The sequence below is a fragment of the Klebsiella oxytoca NBRC 105695 genome (assembly GCF_001598695.1).
Classification (GTDB): Bacteria; Pseudomonadota; Gammaproteobacteria; order Enterobacterales; family Enterobacteriaceae; genus Klebsiella; species Klebsiella oxytoca.
The window spans coordinates 322,936-342,361 of record NZ_BCZK01000004.1 but is presented as its reverse complement, the minus strand read 5'-3'; the positions used below and the strand labels follow the sequence as shown (position 1 = coordinate 342,361).

The window sequence follows — 19,426 nt, the reverse complement described above, 5'->3', positions numbered from 1 at the left end:
AGTGCCCGCCGTTGCCCGGCGGCGCGATGCTGGCACGGTCGTTGCGGGTTCCCCTCTCCCTGTGGAAGAGGGGCGGAGTGAGGGCGTCAGGCCGCGCTGAAGTGAAACGGCACGGAAAGCCAAATACCTGACTAAAACAGTCAAGTAAATAGTTGACCAATTTACTCGGGAATGTCAGACTTGCCCTTGCTATGCAATACCCATATTAATAAAAAGCCCGGGCAGGGGCGAGTTTGAGGTTAAGTAAGACATGAGACTGACATCTAAAGGGCGTTATGCCGTGACCGCGATGCTTGACGTTGCGCTCAACTCTGAATCGGGTCCGGTTCCGTTGGCTGATATTTCAGAGCGTCAGGGAATTTCGCTTTCCTATCTGGAACAGCTGTTCTCTCGCCTGCGCAAAAATGGTCTGGTTTCCAGCGTACGTGGTCCAGGCGGCGGTTATCTGTTAGGTAAAGAAGCGGGTAGCATCGCGGTTGGCGAAGTTATCAGCGCAGTAGACGAATCCGTTGACGCCACCCGTTGTCAGGGTAAAGGCGGCTGCCAGGGCGGCGATAAGTGCCTTACTCACGCGCTGTGGCGCGATCTGAGCGAGCGACTGACCGGTTTTCTGAATAACATCACGCTGGGCGAACTGGTGAATAACCAGGAAATCCTCGATGTCTCCGGTCGTCAGCACAACCATGAATCCCAGCGTAATACCCGTGCTCAGGACGCTATCGACGTCAAACTGCGCGCGTAGTTCTCGTTCAGTTTCATCTTGCAGCGATGTGCTGCAAGCTGAAACGAACTGAGTAAAAAAGATAAAAAGATTTTCGAATCAGGCCGGGATGCTCCGACATCCTGTGTACTCGGTCGTACATCCAGCCGGTTGCCTGATTCCTTGCATTGAAGCGATGTACGGAGTTTATAGAGCAATGAAATTACCGATCTATCTCGATTACTCCGCAACCACGCCGGTGGACCCGCGTGTTGCCGAGAAAATGATGCAGTTCCTGACCCTGGACGGGACCTTTGGTAACCCGGCCTCTCGTTCACACCGTTTTGGCTGGCAGGCTGAAGAGGCGGTAGATATCGCCCGTAATCAGATTGCCGAGCTGGTCGGCGCTGACCCGCGCGAAATCGTTTTTACCTCCGGCGCGACGGAGTCCGATAACCTGGCGATTAAAGGTGCAGCCAACTTTTATCAGAAAAAAGGCAAGCACATCATCACCAGCAAAACCGAACACAAAGCCGTGCTGGATACCTGCCGTCAGCTGGAGCGCGAAGGGTTTGAAGTGACCTACCTCGCCCCGCAGCGTAACGGCATTATCGATTTAAAAGAGCTGGAAGCCGCGATGCGTGATGACACCATCCTGGTTTCCATTATGCACGTGAATAACGAAATCGGCGTGGTGCAGGATATCGCTACCATCGGCGAGATGTGCCGCGCCCGCGGTATCATTTACCACGTTGACGCGACCCAGAGCGTGGGCAAGCTGCCTATCGATCTGAGCCAGCTGAAAGTGGACCTGATGTCCTTCTCCGGCCACAAAATCTACGGCCCGAAAGGCATCGGCGCGCTGTACGTGCGTCGTAAGCCGCGTATCCGTATCGAAGCGCAGATGCACGGCGGTGGTCACGAGCGCGGTATGCGTTCCGGGACGCTGCCAGTCCACCAGATCGTCGGTATGGGTGAAGCTTACCGTATCGCGAAAGAAGAGATGGAAAGCGAAATGGCCCGCCTGCGCGGCCTGCGTAACCGTCTGTGGGACGGCGTAAAAGATATGGAAGAGGTCTACCTGAACGGCGATCTCGAGCAGGGCGCGCCGAACATTCTCAACGTCAGCTTTAACTACGTTGAAGGCGAGTCGCTGATTATGGCGCTGAAAGACCTGGCGGTCTCCTCCGGTTCAGCCTGTACTTCCGCAAGCCTCGAGCCGTCCTACGTGCTGCGTGCGCTGGGGATGACCGACGAGCTGGCGCATAGCTCTATTCGTTTCTCTTTAGGTCGTTTTACTACCGAAGAAGAGATTGACTACACCATCAATCTGGTCCGTAACTCCATCGGCCGTCTGCGCGAACTCTCTCCGCTGTGGGAAATGTTCAAGCAGGGCGTGGATTTGAACAGCATTGAATGGTCACATCACTAATTCGGCACCAATAAGGAGAATTCATCATGGCTTACAGCGAAAAAGTTATCGATCATTACGAGAATCCGCGCAACGTCGGCTCTTTCGACAATAGCGACGAAAACGTCGGCAGCGGTATGGTTGGCGCACCGGCGTGCGGCGACGTGATGAAGTTGCAGATTAAAGTCAACAATGAAGGTATCATTGAAGACGCGCGTTTCAAGACCTACGGCTGCGGTTCCGCTATTGCCTCCAGCTCCCTGGTGACCGAATGGGTGAAAGGGAAGTCGCTGGACGAAGCTCAGGCGATTAAAAACACCGATATCGCCGACGAGCTCGAACTGCCGCCGGTGAAAATTCACTGCTCTATTCTGGCGGAAGACGCGATTAAAGCCGCGATTGCGGATTACAAAAGCAAACGTGAAGCAAAATAATTAAGAGTTGAGGTTTGTTATGTCGATTACTTTAAGCGACAGTGCAGCAGCGCGAGTCAACACCTTTCTGGCCAACCGCGGTAAAGGGTTTGGTCTGCGCCTGGGAGTCAGAACTTCCGGCTGCTCGGGTATGGCTTATGTACTGGAGTTTGTTGACGAGCCGGCGGCAGAAGACACCGTGTTTGAAGACAAAGGCGTGAAGGTCGTGATCGACGGCAAAAGCTTGCAGTTCCTCGACGGCACGCAGCTGGACTTCGTCAAAGAAGGTCTTAACGAAGGGTTTAAGTTCACCAACCCGAACGTGAAAGACGAGTGCGGCTGCGGCGAAAGCTTTAACGTGTAATTGCAATGTCATCTTAACCCCACTGCGGACATCCGTAAGTGGGGTTTGCTTTATCTCGTTAACCCTGAGGTTGTTATGGACTATTTTACCCTCTTCGGGTTACCGGCCAGCTATACCCTTTCGTTAGAACCTCTGGCTGCCCGGTACCAGGAGCTACAGCGCCAGTATCATCCGGACAAGTTCGCCAGCGGCAGCGCGGCCGAACAGCTTGCCGCGGTGCAGCAGTCCGCCACCATCAATCAGGCGTGGCAAACCCTTCGCCACCCGCTGACCCGCGCCGAATATCTCCTTTCGCTTCACGGATTCGATCTCGCCAGCGAGCAGCATACCGTGCGCGATACCGCGTTCCTGATGGAACAGCTGGAACTGCGCGAAGAGCTTGATGAGATAGGCAAGGCGAAAGATGAAGCGCGGCTGGAAAGTTTTATCAAGCGGGTCAAAGCGCAATTTGATACCCGGCATCAGCTGATGGTTGAACAACTGAATAACGAGACGTGGGAGGCGGCGGCGGATACCGTGCGCAAGCTGCGTTTTCTCGATAAACTGCGAAGCAGTGCGGAACAACTCGAAGAAAAACTGCTCGATTTTTAATTTTCGGAAGCAATTATGGCCTTATTACAAATTAGTGAGCCTGGCCTGAGCGCCGCGCCGCACCAGCGACGTCTGGCGGCGGGTATCGACCTGGGCACCACCAATTCACTGGTTGCTACCGTGCGTAGCGGCCAGGCCGAAACCCTGCCCGACCATCAGGGGCGCTATTTGCTGCCATCGGTGGTGAACTATCAGGCTTCGGGTTTGACGGTGGGCTACGACGCGCGACAAAACGCCGCTCAGGATCCGGTCAACACCATTAGCTCCGTCAAACGCATGATGGGGCGCTCTTTGGCCGATATCGAGGCCCGCTACCCGCATCTGCCTTATCACCTGCAGGCCAGCGAAAACGGCCTGCCGATGATTCAGACAACGGGCGGACTGCTCAATCCGGTTCGCGTTTCTGCCGATATTCTGAAGGCGCTGGCCGCACGCGCCACCGAGGCGCTGGCGGGCGAGCTTGACGGCGTAGTGATCACCGTGCCGGCCTACTTCGATGATGCCCAGCGTCAGGGTACCAAAGATGCCGCGCGTCTGGCGGGCCTGCACGTCCTGCGTCTTCTGAACGAACCCACTGCGGCGGCGATTGCCTACGGTCTGGACTCCGGTCAGGAAGGAACTATCGCGGTTTACGATCTCGGCGGCGGCACTTTTGATATCTCCGTGCTGCGCTTGAGTCGCGGCGTATTTGAAGTCCTGGCGACCGGCGGCGATTCCGCGCTCGGCGGTGACGATTTCGATCATCTGTTGGCCGATTATCTGCGCGAGCAGGCTGGCCTGAACGATCGCAGCGATAACCGCCTGCAGCGTGAGCTGCTCGACGCGGCCATCGCGGCAAAAATCGCCCTCAGCGATGCCGATACGGCGCGGGTGAATGTCGGTGGCTGGCAGGGTGAAGTGACCCGCAGCCAGTTTAATGAGCTGATCGCGCCGCTGGTAAAACGTACATTATTGGCCTGCCGTCGCGCGTTGAAAGATGCAGGCGTTGAGGCGCAAGAGGTTCTGGAAGTGGTGATGGTGGGCGGCTCGACCCGCGTGCCGCTGGTGCGTGAACGCGTCGGCGAGTTCTTTGGCCGTACGCCGCTGACCTCTATCGATCCGGATAAAGTCGTCGCCATCGGCGCGGCGATTCAGGCGGACATTCTGGTAGGCAATAAGCCGGACAGCGAACTGCTGCTGCTTGATGTCATCCCACTCTCCCTGGGGCTGGAAACCATGGGTGGCCTGGTGGAAAAGGTTATTCCGCGTAACACCACCATACCTGTCGCGCGCGCGCAGGAGTTCACCACCTTCAAAGATGGCCAGACGGCGATGTCTATCCATGTTATGCAGGGCGAGCGCGAGCTGGTGCAGGACTGCCGTTCCCTGGCGCGCTTTGCGCTGCGCGGCATTCCGGCATTACCGGCGGGCGGAGCGCATATTCGCGTGACCTTCCAGGTGGATGCCGACGGTCTGCTGAGCGTGACGGCGATGGAGAAATCGACCGGCGTCGAGGCCTCAATTCAGGTGAAGCCGTCCTACGGTCTGACCGACGGCGAGATCGCCAGCATGATTAAAGATTCGATGAGCTACGCCGAACAGGACGTCCAGGCGCGTATGCTGGCCGAGCAAAAAGTTGAAGCCGCACGCGTGCTGGAAAGTCTGGTCAGCGCGCTGGCCTCCGACGCCGCGCTGTTAAGCGCCGCAGAGCGTCAGGCTATCGATGACGCCGCGGAGCAAGTACGCGCCGCAGCGGCAGGCGATGATGCCGATGCAATCAAAGAAGCGATTAAAAATATCGACACACAAACCCAGGAATTTGCCGCACGTCGTATGGATCAATCGGTCCGTATCGCGCTGAAAGGCCAATCCGTGGACGAGGTTTAAAATGCCAAAAATTGTTTTTCTGCCCCACCAGGACCTGTGTCCGGATGGCGTAGTTGTGGAAGCTGAGACCGGTGAGACCATTCTTGATGCTGCTCTGCGTAGCGGCATTGAGATTGAACACGCCTGCGAAAAATCCTGTGCCTGCACCACCTGCCACTGCATCGTGCGCGAAGGCTTTGACTCGCTGGCTGAAAGTACCGAAGATGAAGACGACATGCTGGATAAGGCCTGGGGGCTTGAACCCGACAGCCGTCTGAGCTGCCAGGCGCGGGTGACTGACGAAGATTTGGTCATCGAAATTCCGCGTTACACCATCAACCACGCACGCGAGCATTAATATGGGACTGAAATGGACCGATAGTCGTGAAATCGGCGAAGCGCTGTACGACGCTTTCCCGGATCTCGACCCGAAAACCGTTCGCTTCACCGATCTGCATCAGTGGATTTGCGACCTGGAAGAGTTTGATGACGATCCAAACGCATCCAATGAAAAAATTCTTGAGGCGATTCTGCTAGTCTGGTTAGACGAAGCCGAATAATTTTCGCGTCATGATTTACCCGGTGGTTTTAAGCCGAGTGAATCAACGAGCGAAAGAACTTTACGGGCTGCCATACGGCGGCCCGTTTGCTAAGAAGGATAATGATAATGACCGAAGCTATGAAAATTACGCTTACCGCTCAGCCAGCCGATGCGCGCTGGGGAGAAAAAGCGTCTTACAGCATGAATAACGACGGCATCGCCCTGCACCTGAACGGCAAAGACGACCTGGGTTTGATTCAGCGCGCGGCGCGTAAAATTGACGGCATGGGTATTAAACATGTCGCGCTTGACGGCGAGGGCTGGGATACCGACCGCGCATGGGCGTTCTGGGCGGGTTATAAAGGCCCGAAAGGCAGTCGCAAAGTTGAGTGGCCAGCTCTTGACGATGCGCAGAAAAGCGAACTGGATAACCGCCTGACCATTATTGACTGGGTGCGCGACACCATCAACGCCCCGGCGGAAGAGCTGGGGCCGGAACAGCTGGCGCAGCGTGCGGTAGACCTGCTGTGCAGCGTGGCCTGCGATAACGTCTCTTATCGCATCACTAAGGGCGAAGATCTGCGCGAGCAGAACTACCTGGGCCTCCACACCGTCGGCCGCGGATCCGAGCGTCCGCCGGTCCTGCTGGCGCTGGACTATAACCCGACTGGCGACAAAGAAGCTCCGGTATACGCCTGTCTGGTCGGCAAAGGCATTACCTTTGACTCAGGCGGATACAGCATCAAGCAGAGCGCATTTATGGACTCAATGAAGTCCGATATGGGCGGCGCGGCGACGGTAACCGGCGCGCTGGCGTTCGCCATTACTCGCGGCCTGAACAAGCGCGTGAAGCTGTATCTGTGCTGTGCCGATAACCTGATTAGCGGTAACGCCTTCAAACTGGGCGATATTATTCACTATCGCAACGGCAAAACCGTGGAAATCATGAACACCGATGCGGAAGGTCGTCTGGTGCTGGCGGACGGCTTGATCGATGCTTCGGCGCAAAAGCCGGAGCTGATCATCGATGCCGCCACGCTGACCGGCGCGGCGAAAACCGCGCTGGGCAATGACTATCACGCCCTGTTCAGCTTTGACGACAGGCTGGCGAATCGCCTGCTGGCGAGCGCGCAGGCTGAAAACGAAGCTTTCTGGCGTCTGCCGCTGGCTGAGTTCCACCGCGGCCAGCTGCCGTCCAACTTTGCTGAACTGAACAATACCGGCAGCGCGGCCTATCCGGCCGGCGCCAGCACCGCGGCGGGCTTCCTGTCCCACTTCGTGGAGAATTACCATGAAGGCTGGCTGCACATCGACTGCTCGGCGACCTACCGCAAATCTGCGGTTGAGCAGTGGTCGGCGGGCGCGACCGGCCTCGGCGTGCGCACTATTGCGAATCTGTTGACCGCGGAATAACTCTTTCCCCTCACCCTGACTCTCTCCCTGAGGATGAGACAACGTTCGGTTTTCTCCCGCTGAGGAGAGCGTCGGGGCGGAGGGATCATCGTTGTGGAACTACTATGTCCGAAACTAAAAATGAGCTAGAAATCCTGCTGGAGAAGGCGGCTATAGAACCAGGCCATCGTCCGGCTTTTTTCCGCAGTTTGCTGGAAGCCACCGTTTGGGTACCGGGAGCCGCCGCGCAGGGCGAGCAGGTCGTTGAAGACAGCGTACTGGATCTGCAGCACTGGGAAAAAGATGATGGTACATCGGTCATTCCTTTCTTCACCTCGCTGGCGGCGCTGCAGCAGGCCGTTGAGGACGAACAGTCTTTCGTGGTGATGCCGGTGCGCACGCTATTTGCCATGACCCTCGGCGAGACGCTCTATCTCAATGCCAAACTCGCCACCGGCAAAGAGTTTGCGCCGCGTGAGATCAGCCATCTGCTGGGCGAAGAGGGCAGCCCGCTCAGCACCCAGACCGTGCTGGAAGGCGGAGAGTCGCTGCTGCTGTCTGAGGTTGCCGAGCCGCCCGCGCAGATGGTGGACTCGCTGACCACGCTGTTTAAGACGCTGAAAACGGTGAAGCGCGCGTTTTTATGCTCTATCAAAGACAGCGCCGATGCGCCAGCCAACCTGCTGATTGGCATTGAAGCGGAAGGCGATATTGAGGAGGTTATTCAGGCGACCGGCAGCGTGGCGACCGATACGCTTCCCGGCGATGAGCCGATTGACATCTGTCAGGTGGTGGAGGGTGAAAAGGGAATTAGCCACTTTATGATCGCCCACATTACGCCATTTTATGAAAAGCGCTGGGGCAGCTTCCTGCGCGACTTTAAGCAAAATCGTATTATTTAACACAACGGGGGCCCGGGCCCCCGTTGTGCTATCTACTGCCTATTGGGCCGGCTCAATCGGTAAATCCGTCCGCGCGCCCCATTCGCTCCATGAGCCGTCGTACAGGCTAACGCCGTTAACGCCGAGAGTAGTGAGCGCCAGCACGACGACCGCCGCCGTTACGCCGGAGCCGCAGCTGGCAATAATCGGCCGTTCAAAATCGACGCCCTGGCGCGCAAAAATCTCGTTGAGTTCATCAGTGGTTTTAAGTTCGCCGTTAATCACCAGTTCAGTCCACGGCACGTTTAGCGCGCCGGGAATATGCCCGCAGCGCAGGCCCGGTCGCGGCTCTGCCACCTGGCCATTAAAGCGTCCTGCCGGACGCGCATCGACGATCTGCGCCGATCCTTCATGGCTGACCAGCAGCACATCGGTCAGCCGCTTGATCGCCAGCGGATCGACGCGTCCGTCAAAATCCCCTTCCGGCAGTTCGGGAAGGACTTGCTCCAGCGGTAGCCCATCGCGGCGCCAGCCTTCCAGCCCACCCGCAACAATCGACACCTTTTCAACGCCGAACGTGCGCAGCATCCACCAGGCGCGCGGCGCAGAGAAGAGATTACCTTCATCGTATACCACCAGGTGCTTATCGCTGCTGACGCCTAGTTCGCGCATGGCGACGGCAAACGCCTCCGCGCGCGGCATCATGTGCGGCAGCGGGCTGGTGTGATCGGAGAGGGCCTCGATATCAAAAAAGACGGCGCCGGGAATATGACCGGCCTGATACTCAGCGTTAAGATCGCGCTCTTCCTGTCCCGGCGGCGCCATCCGCGCGTCGATAATCTGGATTTCCGGGTCATCAATATGCTCTGCCAGCCAGTCGGCAGCGACAAAAAACGAGGTAGACATGAGTGCCTCCGTGTCATCAACAATAGAGTGATTGTTGTTGTTTTTTGCGATATCGACAAGGCATTTTCAAGAAGAGGCGGTGGGAATGTGATGCTCCCCCGAGCTGCGTCGGGGGAGGGGGGCTTAAAACGCGTTTTGCTGCAGATAGCGCCAGGCGTACTGCGCGTAGAGTTCAGCGCCGCTTTTCATCACCTGCTCGTCAATATTAAAGCAGCCGTGATGGTGCGCGTAGTCGCTGCCTTTCTCTTTATTTCCTGAGCCAAGCAGCGCAAAGGCGCCGGGGATATTTTCCATATAAAAACTGAAATCTTCTCCGCCGGTAGTCGGCTTTTCGTTGAAAAGGACGCTATCGCCGAATGCGTCGCGGATAACCGACTGCGCCAGCAGCGCGCTGCGCTCTTCGTTGATCACCGGTAGCGTACCGTAGCAGTAGTCAACCTGAGCGGTCGCCCCATACACTGCGGCAGTATGCTCGGCATAGCGGCTAATCGCCGTTTCCAGCCGCTGGCGCGCTTCAAGACTAAAGCAGCGTACGGTACCGTCAAGAACGGCGTTTTCGGCGATGACGTTAAAGCGCGTGCCGACATCCATTTTGCCGATAGTCACTACCGCAGATTCCAGCGGGGAAGTTTCTCGCGCCACAATAGCCTGTAGATTCATCACGAAAGCGGAAGCGACGACCGCCGCATCGACGCAGGCCTCCGGCATCGAACCATGGCCGCCGCGGCCGCGGAAGGTCACTTTCAGTAAATCGGCTGAGGCAAAGGATGAACCGACGTTACAGGAGATTTTTCCGGACGGCGTGCCCGACCAGATATGCATTCCGAAAACGTTATCCACGTTATCAATCGCCCCCTGCTGTATCATCGCCTTTGCCCCTTCGGCAATCTCTTCCGCAGGCTGAAAGATGAGCCGTACGTTGCCCGTCAGCTGTTCGCGAACATCATATAATGCATGGGCGGCGGTCAGCAGCATGGCGGTATGGGCGTCGTGGCCGCAGGCGTGCATTTTCCCGGGCGTTTGTGATTTATAGTCGAGCGGATCGTTCAGCTCCCGTACCGGCAGCGCATCCATATCGGCGCGCAGAGCTACGGTTTTACCCGGCTTGCCGCCGATGATGTCGGCGATGATTCCGGTGGGATGAGTGCGGCGGTAAGGGATACCGATAGCCTCCAGTTCGGCGGCGACGCGATCCGTCGTGCGCTTCTCCTCCCAGGGAAGTTCCGGATGGGCGTGCAGGTCGCGGCGAAAAGCGATCATCGCCTGTTCTTGTCTGGCGATAATCGCGGTGATATCAGGGTTAATCATCAATGGCTCCATAATTTGCTAAAAATTCAACGCGCTCAACCGAGCACCGGCGTCAGATAGCCGACCAGAATTCCGGCTAACACCACCGAAACCATGGTGACGGAGACGAATCCGCCAACCAGCATCGGGCCCAGCATATGGTGGGTGAGCATCTGGCGCTCTTTTTCATCGTGGGTGAGGGCGTTGATGGCCTCGTTGGTAATAATGTAGTCGGCGGGAAAACCGTACAGCGCGGTCAAAGAGATGGCGAATGCCATCGGACCGCTGACGCCAAGCAGTTTTCCGACCAGCCAGGAGACAACAAACATACCTATCACCGCCGTGGCGATTAACACTACCATCGGGAATAGCAGACGCAGCAGCATCTCCGGCGTGGCTTTGTTCAACGTATCAAAGATAAAGAGCATCAACGCCATAATGGCGAAGCCAAAGCCGTTAGCCTTATGCAGGGTATGTTTTTCAAGGAAGCCTAACGAGGTAAATACGACGCCAAAAAACAGACACAGTACGAAGGGGCTGATATTCACGATTGGCTTTGCGAGGTCAGCGACGACCCAGGCCAGACAGCCGACCAGCGCCAGACGCAGGAATTTAAAGTAATTGCTGTTGTAGCTGACGGGGATTTTACTGAACAGGCGCGGCATTTTCTCCTCGCCGACGGCGAGCATCGCGTGCTCTTCGGCAATGTCATCAGGGCGCTGTTCGCCGCTGCGGTAGCGGGCAAGCAGCGTTTTGCCTTCTCGTTGCAGCATAATCGCGGTCAGCGGATATCCGGCGAACCCCTGCATCACGTAAATCAAAATGGCAAAAACCGACAGGTCTACCAGGCCGGCGTTACTGGCGCCCTGCGACATAATCAGCGATGACACGATACCCCCGACCAGCGGAGGAATGGTGACCAGCGCGGTGTTAAGATCGAATAGCATCATGCTCACCGCAAAGACGGCCACCGCGATCCCGGCAATACCGGCGAGAGAGATGACCACGGTCTTCCACTGCTGCGCCAGCTCTTTCAGCGACAGCAGGGTGCCCATATTAGTGATTAACAGATACATGAGCATTATGGCAACTGGCGTACCGATCCCGGCCCGGCTAATGATATCTGCCGGAAAAAATGTCCAGTAGCCGACTAAAAACAGAACGGCGCAGACAAATACCGAGGGAATCCAGGCTTTTGTGCGGGTAGAAACAACGTCGCCGATATAAAGAATTAAAATAATAATCGACAGTGCGACCATTTGAGACATAAATAACTTCCATATTATTTATCCCATATAAGGAATATGAGATGGGTTGATGTTGTGCTTTCCGGAAGACTGTGGAACGGACAGTCACTATCATCGCCAGGGTAATGATTTATATTTTAAAGGCACTGATATCCCGAACAATAAATAGAAAGCTCGCGCCTTGTCAATTTATATGGCCGCAGAGAGGGGAATTTCAGAATAAAAAGTGCCAATGGTTGAGGATATTAAAGGTCGAGGTAAGAAAAATCGTAGCGCGATATATCCGCTAAATTAATTCACTCCAGCTATCCGTGGTTCGCGGGGTCGCCGCCCCGGTTATCTACCAATATTGCGGGCTGGCGGGCTATTGGTAATTCTGCCGTTAACGCATAATAATGTGTTCACTGAATGTATCTGGCCTGCGGGCCGAGGGGTTAGAAGGATGAAACCATTTCGTTTGGCGGCGCTGTCTCTGGCGCTACTTACCGCGCTATCGATAACCGGCTGCGACGACAGCGGCAAACCGCAGGCGGCCGCGCCGGCGGCATCCGCAGCGGCGGATAACGCGCCCGCGAAGCCGGACAGCGCCCAGCTGGCGGCGCTGGCTGAGAAAAGCAAAGGCAAAGCGTTAACGCTGCTGGATGCCTCTGAAGTTCAGCTCGACGGCGCGGCGACGCTGGTGCTGACTTTTTCTATTCCTCTACAGCCGGATCAGGATTTCTCCCGCAGCGTGCATCTGGTCGACAAAAAAAGCGGCAAAGTTGACGGGGCGTGGGAGCTGGCGCCCAACCTTAAAGAGCTGCGTCTTCGCCATCTTGAGCCAAAACGCGAGCTGATCGTTTCGGTGGATCCCACCCTGGCGGCGCTGAATAAAGCGACTTTTGACAGCAGCTTTGAAAAAACCATTACTACCCGCGACATCGCCCCGAGCATCGGCTTTGCCAGCCGCGGCTCGCTGCTGCCGGGGAAAGTCGTGGCCGGACTGCCGGTGATGGCGCTGAATGTCGATAACATCGACGTCAATTTTTTCCGGATTAAACCTGAATCACTTTCGGCCTTCGTCAGCCAATGGGAATACCGTAATTCCTTGAGCAACTGGGAGTCGGACGAGCTGCTGAAGATGGCCGATCTGGTCTACACCGGCCGTTTTGACCTCAACCCCGCGCGCAATACGCGCGAAAAACTGCTGTTGCCGCTGGCGGATATCAAGCCACTGCAGGAGCCGGGCGTCTATATCGCGGTGATGAATCAGGCGGGCCGCTACAGCTATAGCAACGCTGCGACGCTGTTCACCCTCAGCGATATTGGCGTATCCGCGCACCGTTATCACCATCGGCTGGATGTCTTTACCCAGAGTCTGGAAAACGGCGCGGCGCAGTCCGGTATCGATGTGCAGCTGCTGAACGCCAAAGGGCAAACCCTGGCGCAGGCGAAGAGCGACGCTCAGGGGCACGTGACGTTACAAACGGATAAAGACGCGGCGCTGCTGCTGGCGCGTAAGGACGGGCAAACCACTCTGCTGGATCTTAAACTTCCGGCGCTGGATCTGGCTGAGTTTTCTATTGCCGGCGCGCCGGGCTTCAGCAAGCAGCTGTTTATGTTTGGTCCGCGCGATCTCTACCGCCCGGGCGAAACGGTGATCCTCAACGCGTTACTGCGCGATAGCGACGGCAGGCCGCTTCCCGAACAGCCGGTAAAGCTGGAAGTGGTGCAGCCGGATGGCCAGATAATCCGCTCGACGGTCAGCAAACCGATCAATGGCCTGTATCAATTTACTTATCCGCTCGATAGCGGCGCGGCGACCGGGATGTGGCACATTCGCGCCAGTACCGGCGATAACCAGCCGCGCGAGTGGGATTTTCACGTTGAAGATTTTATGCCTGAGCGCATGGCGCTGAATCTCACGCCGCAAAATGCCCCCGTTTCGCCGGCTGCGGATGTCAGCTTTGCCGTAAGCGGGGCGTATTTGTACGGCGCGCCGGCCAGCGGCAACTCGCTGCAGGGTAAACTGTTCCTGCGTCCGCTGCGCGACGCGGTACCTGCGCTGCCGGGCTTCCAGTTTGGCGACATTGCCGAGGAGAATCTTTCCCGCAGCCTGGATGAAGTGCAGACCCCCCTGGATGACCAGGGACATGCGGAAGTCACCGCCGCCAGCCAGTGGCAGGAGAGCCGCTCGCCGCTGCAGGTGATCCTGCAGGCCAGCCTGCTGGAGTCCGGCGGCAGACCGGTTACGCGCACCGTCAGGCAGCCGATCTGGCCGGCCGAAACGCTGCCTGGCATCCGTCCGGAATTCGCCCTGAAAGAGGTTTATGACTATCGTACCGACAGCACGATCAAGCAGCCGGTAGTGGATGAAAACAGCAACGCCGCATTTGAAATTGTCTACGCCGATGCCAAAGGCGAAAAGAAAGCGGTCTCCGGGCTGCAGGTGCGATTAATTCGCGAACGTCGCGACTACTACTGGAACTGGTCCGAGAGCGAAGGCTGGCAGTCACAGTTCGATCAAAAAGATCTTCAGGAAGGTGAGGAATCGCTCGATCTCTCTGCCGGGCAAACGGCGAAAGTCAGTTTCCCGGTCGAGTGGGGCGCCTATCGCCTGGAAGTCAAAGGGCCGGATGATGTCGTCAGCAGCGTACGCTTCTGGGCAGGGTACAGCTGGCAGGATAACAGCGAAGGCCAGGGGGCGGCGCGTCCGGACCGCGTTACCATGAAGCTGGATAAACCGGCCTATAAACCCGGCGATACGATCAAGCTGCATATTGCCGCTCCGGCTGCCGGTAAAGGCTACGCGCTGGTGGAATCAAGCGAAGGGCCGCTGTGGTGGCAGGAGATTGACGTCCCGGCGGAAGGGATGGAATTATCTATCCCGGTGGATAAAGCCTGGAATCGTCACGACCTGTACCTCAGCACCCTGGTGATTCGCCCGGGGGATAAATCCCAGTCCGCAACGCCAAAACGGGCCGTGGGGCTGCTGCACCTGCCGCTTGGCGATGATAACCGTCGCCTGAATCTGGCGCTGGAAGCACCGGATAAAATGCGTCCTGACCAGCCGTTGAAAGTGAAGATTAAGGCCAGCCTCAAAGAAGGCGAGACGCCGAAACAGGTTAACGTTCTGCTCTCTGCCGTCGATAGCGGCGTACTCAATATTACCGACTACGCCACGCCGGATCCCTGGAACGCGTTCTTTGGCCAGAAACGCTACGGCGCCGATATTTACGATATCTATGGTCAGGTCATTGAAGGACAGGGGAGGCTCGCCAGCCTGCGCTTCGGCGGCGACGGCGATGAACTGAAACGCGGCGGTAAGCCGCCGGTTAATCACGTGACGATTATCGCCCAGCAGGCACAGCCGGTTGTGCTGGATGAGAAAGGCGAAGGGACGGTGACCCTGCCAATCGGCGACTTTAACGGCGAACTGCGGATCATGGCGCAGGCGTGGACGGCTGATGATTTCGGCAGCAGCGAAGAAAAAACGATCGTGGCGGCGCCGGTGATTGCGGAGCTGAATATGCCGCGTTTCCTCGCCAGCGGAGATACCACTCGCCTGGCGCTGGATCTCAGCAACCTGACCGATAAGCCGCAGACTCTCAACGTTGCGCTGGCAGCCAGCGGTCTGCTGCAGCTTGCAGGGGGAGAAATACCGCCGGTGCATCTGGCGCCCGGCGCGCGCAGCACCCTGTTTGTGCCCGTTCGCGCCCTACAAGGCTTTGGCGATGGTGAGGTAAATGCCACCATCAGCGGCCTGAACCTGCCGGGTGAAACTTTCACGCCAATGCAGAAGCAGTGGAAGCTGGGCGTGCGTCCCGCCTTCCCGGCGCAAACCGTGAATTCCGGCGCTGTCCTCCAGCCGGGGGAAAGCTGGCAGGCTCCGGCGGCGCAAAGCGAGGGTTTCTCGCCGGCCACGTTGCAGGGGCAGTTGGTGTTTAGCGGCAAGCCGCCGCTGAACCTGGCGCGCTATATTCGCGACCTGAAGGCCTATCCTTACGGCTGCCTGGAGCAGACCACCAGCGGGCTATTCCCGTCGCTCTATACCAACGCCGCCCAGCTTAAAGCCCTGGGGATCGGCGGCGATAGCGATGAAAAACGACGCGCGGCGGTGGATATCGGCATTTCTCGCCTGCTGCAGATGCAGCGCGATGACGGCGGTTTCGCCCTGTGGGACAGAGAGGGGCCGGAAGAGTACTGGCTAACCGCCTACACGATGGACTTCCTCGTCCGGGCGGGCGAGCAGGGCTATAGCGTACCAACCAATGCCGTCAATAACGGCAACCAGCGCCTGCTGCGTTATTTACAGGAGCCGGGGCTGATCGCCGTCCGCTACAGCGATGATGCCCAGGCCAGCCGTTTTGCCGCTCAGGCCTACGCCGCGCTGGTGCTGGCACGGCAGCAGAAAGCGCCGCTCGGCGCGCTGCGCGAAATCTGGAGCCGTCACGACCAGGCGCGTTCCGGTCTGCCGCTACTGCAGCTGGGCGTGGCCCTGAAATTGATGGGCGATGCGCCGCGCGGCGACGAAGCCCTGAAGCTGGCGCTGAGCACGTCGCGGCAGGAGGCGAACCGCTGGCTCGGCGATTACGGCAGCGAGCTGCGCGACGATGCGCTGAAGCTGGCGCTGCTGGAGGAGAACAAACTGCTGCCGGAAGCGCAAAATACGCTGCTCAGCAATCTGGCGGAAGAAGCCTACGGCCAGCGCTGGCTCTCGACGCAGGAGAGTAATGCCCTGTTCCTGGCCGGACGTACGTTGCAGGATCTTCCCGGCAGCTGGCAGGCGCAAACCTCCGTGCAGGCCGAACCGCTCTCCGGCGAGAAAGCGCAAACCCGTAACCTGACCGGCGATCAGCTGGCGGCCTTGCAGGTGACCAATACCGGTCAGCAGCCGCTGTGGCTGCGTCTCGATAGCAGCGGCTACCCGCAGAACGCGCCGCAGCCGGGGGGCAACGTACTGGGCATTGAACGGCAAGTTTTCGATACCCAGGGTCAGCAGAAATCGCTCTCTTCGCTGCGCAGCGGCGAACTAGTGCTGGTGAAGCTGGAGGTGACGGCTAAGCGTAACGTCCCGGACGCGCTGGTAGTGGATTTACTCCCGGCGGGGCTGGAGCTGGAAAACCAGAATCTGGCCAACAGCAGCGCCAGTCTGCAGGAGAACGGCGAGGTGGTGCAAAATCTGCTTAACCAGATGCAGCAGGCCGATATCCAGCACATTGAGTTTCGCGACGATCGCTTTGTGGCCGCGGTAGCTATCAATGAAGGCCAGCCGGTGACGCTGGTTTATCTGGCGCGCGCGGTGACGCCGGGCACCTATCAGGTACCGCAGCCGCAGGTTGAGTCGATGTACGTGCCGCAGTGGCGGGCAACTGGCGCAGCCAGCGGACCGCTAACCGTTGCGCCATAAATGCGGGCGCTGAGGCGTATCAAACGCCGCTGGCGCTGGCTGGCGGCGTTTATTTTTTTGCTGTGGCTATTGCTGCTGGCGGCAGACCGGCTGTGGCCGCTGCCGCTGCGTGAGGTTACCCCTGCCAGAGTAGTGGTGGCGGAAGACGGTACGCCGCTGTGGCGCTTTGCCGATGCGCAGGGCGTCTGGCGCTATCCGGTAACGCTGGCTGATGTTTCGCCGCGCTATTTGCAGGCGCTGATCCACTATGAAGATCGCTGGTTCTGGGAGCATCCCGGCGTTAACCCGTTGGCGATCGCTCGCGCCGCCTGGCAGGATCTCACTTCCGGGAGAGTGATCTCCGGAGGGAGCACCCTGACCATGCAGGTGGCGCGCCTGCTCGATCCTCATCCCCGCACCTTCGGCGGCAAGCTGCGTCAGCTATGGCGGGCGCTGCAGCTGGAGTGGCATCTGTCAAAAAGCGAGATCCTCACGCTCTATCTCAATCGGGCGCCGTTCGGCGGCACGCTGCAGGGGATTGGCGCGGCCAGCTGGGCTTATCTCGGTAAACCGCCCGCACAGCTAAGCTACGGCGAAGCGGCGCTGCTGGCCGTTCTGCCGCAGGCGCCAAGCAGGCTGCGCCCGGACCGCTGGCCGGAACGAGCGCAGGCGGCGCGCGATAAAGTGCTGCTGAGAATGGAAAATCAGGGCGTGTGGCCGCCGCAGCCGGTGCGAGAAGCTATCGAAGAGCCCGTCTGGCTGTTTCCGCGGCAGATGCCGCAGCTGGCGCCGCTTTTCTCCCGCCGCGCGCTGGCGAGCAGCCGGTCTGAGAAGGTAGTAACGACGCTGGATGCCGGGCTGCAGCGGCAGCTGGAAGATCTGGCGCTGAACTGGAAATCGCGCCTGCCGCCGCGCAGCTCTTTAGCGATGGTGGTGGTCGACCATACCAATATGAAGGTGCGCGGCTGGGTAGGATCGGCGGATATCAGTGATGATAGCCGCTTTGGCCACATTGATATGGTATCGGCGATCCGCTCCCCGGGTTCGGTACTGAAACCGTTTGTCTACGGCATGGCGCTGGATGAGGGACTGATCCATCCGGCTTCGCTATTACAGGATGTCCCGCGCCGGTTTAGCGACTACCGGCCGGGCAACTTTGACAGCGGTTTTCACGGGCCGGTAAGCGCCAGCGAAGCGCTGGTTCGCTCGTTGAACCTTCCGGCTGTGCAGGTGCTGGAGGCCTACGGGCCGAAGCGTTTTGCCGCCAGGCTGCGCAATGCCGGATTGCCGCTGATGCTGCCCGCCGGCGCGGAGCCGAATCTATCGCTGATCCTCGGCGGCGCCGGCGCGCGTCTGGCGGATATCGTGGCGGCGTACAGCGCGTTCGCCCGTCACGGTAAGGCGGGGCAACTGCGCATCACTCCTGATTCACCGCTGGTTGAACGACCGCTGCTGTCGCCGGGGGCCGCCTGGATTGTGCGGCGCATTCTGGCCGGCGAAGCGCAGCCGGTTCCCGATACATCGCTGGTACAGGTGGTGCCGCTGGCGTGGAAAACCGGAACCAGCTACGGCTATCGCGATGCCTGGGCAATCGGCGTGAACGCCCGCTATCTGATAGGTATCTGGACCGGAAGACCTGACGGCACGCCGGTTGTCGGACAGTTTGGTTTCGCCAGCGCGGTGCCGCTGCTGAATCAGGTCAATAATATGCTGCTGGCGCGGCCGGCAATGAGCCGCGGCGGATTGCCGAGCGACCCGCGTCCCTCATCGGTCAGCGCCGGGACGGTTTGCTGGCCCGGCGGGCAGTATTTACCTGCGGGGGATGCGAACTGTCGCCGACGGCTGGCCACCTGGCTACTTGATGAGAGTCAGCCGCCGACCTTGCTGCTCCCTGGACAGGAAGGTATGCGTGGGATCCGCTTTCCGGTCTGGCTGAACGAAAAAGGACAGCGGGTGGCGGCAGATTGCCCCGGCGCGGTAGAGAAAAGCTTCGACGTCTGGCCGCTGCCGCTCGAACCCTGGCTACCCGCAGGCGAACGACGTCGGGTCAGGCTGCCTGCAGTTTCGGCGGCGTGTCCGCCGGTCCAAAGCGCTGATGCCGCACCGCTGGTGCTCTCGGGCATACGCGAGGGCGCAGTCGTTAAACGACTGCCCGGCGAGCAGAGGGTGATGCTGTCGCTGCAAACGACCGGAGGGGAAGGGCGGCGCTGGTGGTTTCTGAACGGCGAGCCGCTGCTGGCGGAAGGGGGCAGTGCGACGCTTGGCATCGATCGCCCTGACCGTTATCAACTGGTGGTGATGGATGAGGCGGGGCAAATTGTTGCCGCGAACTTCACGGTGCAATAAACAGAACTTGCCTTAATGGGCTGGATTTGTTGTTTAAGGTCGCTTTTTTTTAAAAAAATGTTACCTAAACACATAGGCAATCGCCTTAGATGATGATTATAATTCGCGCCGTATTTATCGGTCTCATCTGCTCA

The 19,426-nt window shown here is 58.5% G+C and carries 15 protein-coding genes; 12 read left to right on the top strand and 3 right to left on the bottom strand.

What is annotated here, in order from left to right; all coding sequences use genetic code 11:
• Positions 1-250 precede the first annotated feature (250 nt).
• The 10 genes from iscR to sseB all read left to right on the top strand — a co-directional run bounded on the left by iscR (position 251) and on the right by sseB (position 8,159).
• Positions 251-742: a Fe-S cluster assembly transcriptional regulator IscR gene (gene iscR / locus KO1_RS09625; protein WP_004104510.1), complete on the top strand. Its 492-nt coding sequence runs from the start codon at positions 251-253 to the stop codon at positions 740-742.
• Positions 743-917: 175 nt separating this feature from the next.
• Positions 918-2,132: a cysteine desulfurase gene (gene iscS / locus KO1_RS09620; protein ID WP_004134936.1), complete on the top strand. Its 1,215-nt coding sequence runs from the start codon at positions 918-920 to the stop codon at positions 2,130-2,132.
• Between the two features lie 26 nt (positions 2,133-2,158).
• A complete protein-coding gene (gene iscU, locus KO1_RS09615; RefSeq protein WP_002913991.1) occupies positions 2,159-2,545 on the top strand; it encodes a Fe-S cluster assembly scaffold IscU in 387 nt (128 codons plus the stop codon).
• A 19-nt stretch (positions 2,546-2,564) separates the two neighbouring features.
• The gene (gene iscA / locus KO1_RS09610) at positions 2,565-2,888 is read left to right on the top strand and encodes an iron-sulfur cluster assembly protein IscA (RefSeq protein ID WP_004104506.1); all 324 of its coding nucleotides are present in this window, start codon (positions 2,565-2,567) and stop codon (positions 2,886-2,888) included.
• Between the two features lie 75 nt (positions 2,889-2,963).
• The gene (gene hscB, locus KO1_RS09605) at positions 2,964-3,479 is read left to right on the top strand and encodes a co-chaperone HscB (RefSeq protein ID WP_004104505.1); all 516 of its coding nucleotides are present in this window, start codon (positions 2,964-2,966) and stop codon (positions 3,477-3,479) included.
• Between the two features lie 15 nt (positions 3,480-3,494).
• On the top strand, positions 3,495-5,345 hold the full coding sequence (hscA, locus tag KO1_RS09600) for a Fe-S protein assembly chaperone HscA (RefSeq protein ID WP_004104504.1): 1,851 nt from the start codon (positions 3,495-3,497) through the stop codon (positions 5,343-5,345).
• Between the two features lies 1 nt (position 5,346).
• Positions 5,347-5,682 carry an ISC system 2Fe-2S type ferredoxin gene (gene fdx, locus KO1_RS09595; RefSeq protein ID WP_004104503.1) on the top strand — a complete coding sequence of 112 codons (336 nt, stop codon included), beginning with the start codon at positions 5,347-5,349 and terminating at the stop codon, positions 5,680-5,682.
• Between the two features lies 1 nt (position 5,683).
• The gene (gene iscX, locus KO1_RS09590; protein ID WP_004104502.1) at positions 5,684-5,884 is read left to right on the top strand and encodes a Fe-S cluster assembly protein IscX; all 201 of its coding nucleotides are present in this window, start codon (positions 5,684-5,686) and stop codon (positions 5,882-5,884) included.
• A 107-nt stretch (positions 5,885-5,991) separates the two neighbouring features.
• Positions 5,992-7,278: an aminopeptidase PepB gene (pepB, locus tag KO1_RS09585; RefSeq protein WP_004104501.1), complete on the top strand. Its 1,287-nt coding sequence runs from the start codon at positions 5,992-5,994 to the stop codon at positions 7,276-7,278.
• 104 nt (positions 7,279-7,382) lie between these two features.
• Positions 7,383-8,159 (top strand): enhanced serine sensitivity protein SseB, encoded by a 777-nt coding sequence (gene sseB / locus KO1_RS09580; protein ID WP_004104500.1) that lies wholly within the window; start codon positions 7,383-7,385, stop codon positions 8,157-8,159.
• Positions 8,160-8,198: 39 nt separating this feature from the next.
• On the opposite strand, the gene sseA is transcribed toward sseB, so the two are convergent.
• The 3 genes from sseA to KO1_RS09565 form a co-directional block, all read right to left on the bottom strand.
• Positions 8,199-9,044 carry a 3-mercaptopyruvate sulfurtransferase gene (gene sseA / locus KO1_RS09575; RefSeq protein WP_064406910.1) on the bottom strand — a complete coding sequence of 282 codons (846 nt, stop codon included), beginning with the start codon at positions 9,042-9,044 and terminating at the stop codon, positions 8,199-8,201.
• Positions 9,045-9,167: 123 nt separating this feature from the next.
• Entirely contained in the window at positions 9,168-10,352 is a 1,185-nt protein-coding gene (locus tag KO1_RS09570) for a M20 family metallopeptidase (RefSeq protein WP_004104498.1), read from the bottom strand.
• Between the two features lie 35 nt (positions 10,353-10,387).
• On the bottom strand, positions 10,388-11,599 hold the full coding sequence (locus tag KO1_RS09565) for a hypothetical protein (RefSeq protein ID WP_023321430.1): 1,212 nt from the start codon (positions 11,597-11,599) through the stop codon (positions 10,388-10,390).
• A gap of 421 nt (positions 11,600-12,020) precedes the next feature.
• On the opposite strand from KO1_RS09565, the gene KO1_RS09560 reads away from it, so the two are divergent.
• Together KO1_RS09560 and pbpC are read left to right on the top strand one after the other, a co-directional pair.
• Positions 12,021-16,967 (top strand): alpha-2-macroglobulin family protein, encoded by a 4,947-nt coding sequence (locus tag KO1_RS09560; RefSeq protein ID WP_047720795.1) that lies wholly within the window; start codon positions 12,021-12,023, stop codon positions 16,965-16,967.
• Positions 16,968-19,292 (top strand): peptidoglycan glycosyltransferase PbpC, encoded by a 2,325-nt coding sequence (gene pbpC, locus KO1_RS09555; RefSeq protein WP_064406909.1) that lies wholly within the window; start codon positions 16,968-16,970, stop codon positions 19,290-19,292.
• Positions 19,293-19,426: the final 134 nt, after the last annotated feature.

Bases quoted from the DNA above. Each gene is read 5' to 3' on its own strand.
- hscA (WP_004104504.1), top strand. From the start codon at position 3,495: ATGGCCTTATTACAAATTAGTGAGCCTGGCCTGAGCGCCGCGCCGCAC.
- fdx (WP_004104503.1), top strand. From the start codon at position 5,347: ATGCCAAAAATTGTTTTTCTGCCCCACCAGGACCTGTGTCCGGATGGC.
- iscR (WP_004104510.1), top strand. From the start codon at position 251: ATGAGACTGACATCTAAAGGGCGTTATGCCGTGACCGCGATGCTTGAC.
- KO1_RS09570 (WP_004104498.1), bottom strand. From the start codon at position 10,352: ATGATTAACCCTGATATCACCGCGATTATCGCCAGACAAGAACAGGCG.
- sseA (WP_064406910.1), bottom strand. From the start codon at position 9,044: ATGTCTACCTCGTTTTTTGTCGCTGCCGACTGGCTGGCAGAGCATATT.
- iscX (WP_004104502.1), top strand. From the start codon at position 5,684: ATGGGACTGAAATGGACCGATAGTCGTGAAATCGGCGAAGCGCTGTAC.
- pbpC (WP_064406909.1), top strand. From the start codon at position 16,968: ATGCGGGCGCTGAGGCGTATCAAACGCCGCTGGCGCTGGCTGGCGGCG.
- KO1_RS09560 (WP_047720795.1), top strand. From the start codon at position 12,021: ATGAAACCATTTCGTTTGGCGGCGCTGTCTCTGGCGCTACTTACCGCG.
- KO1_RS09565 (WP_023321430.1), bottom strand. From the start codon at position 11,599: ATGTCTCAAATGGTCGCACTGTCGATTATTATTTTAATTCTTTATATC.
- hscB (WP_004104505.1), top strand. From the start codon at position 2,964: ATGGACTATTTTACCCTCTTCGGGTTACCGGCCAGCTATACCCTTTCG.
- iscA (WP_004104506.1), top strand. From the start codon at position 2,565: ATGTCGATTACTTTAAGCGACAGTGCAGCAGCGCGAGTCAACACCTTT.
- pepB (WP_004104501.1), top strand. From the start codon at position 5,992: ATGACCGAAGCTATGAAAATTACGCTTACCGCTCAGCCAGCCGATGCG.
- sseB (WP_004104500.1), top strand. From the start codon at position 7,383: ATGTCCGAAACTAAAAATGAGCTAGAAATCCTGCTGGAGAAGGCGGCT.
- iscS (WP_004134936.1), top strand. From the start codon at position 918: ATGAAATTACCGATCTATCTCGATTACTCCGCAACCACGCCGGTGGAC.
- iscU (WP_002913991.1), top strand. From the start codon at position 2,159: ATGGCTTACAGCGAAAAAGTTATCGATCATTACGAGAATCCGCGCAAC.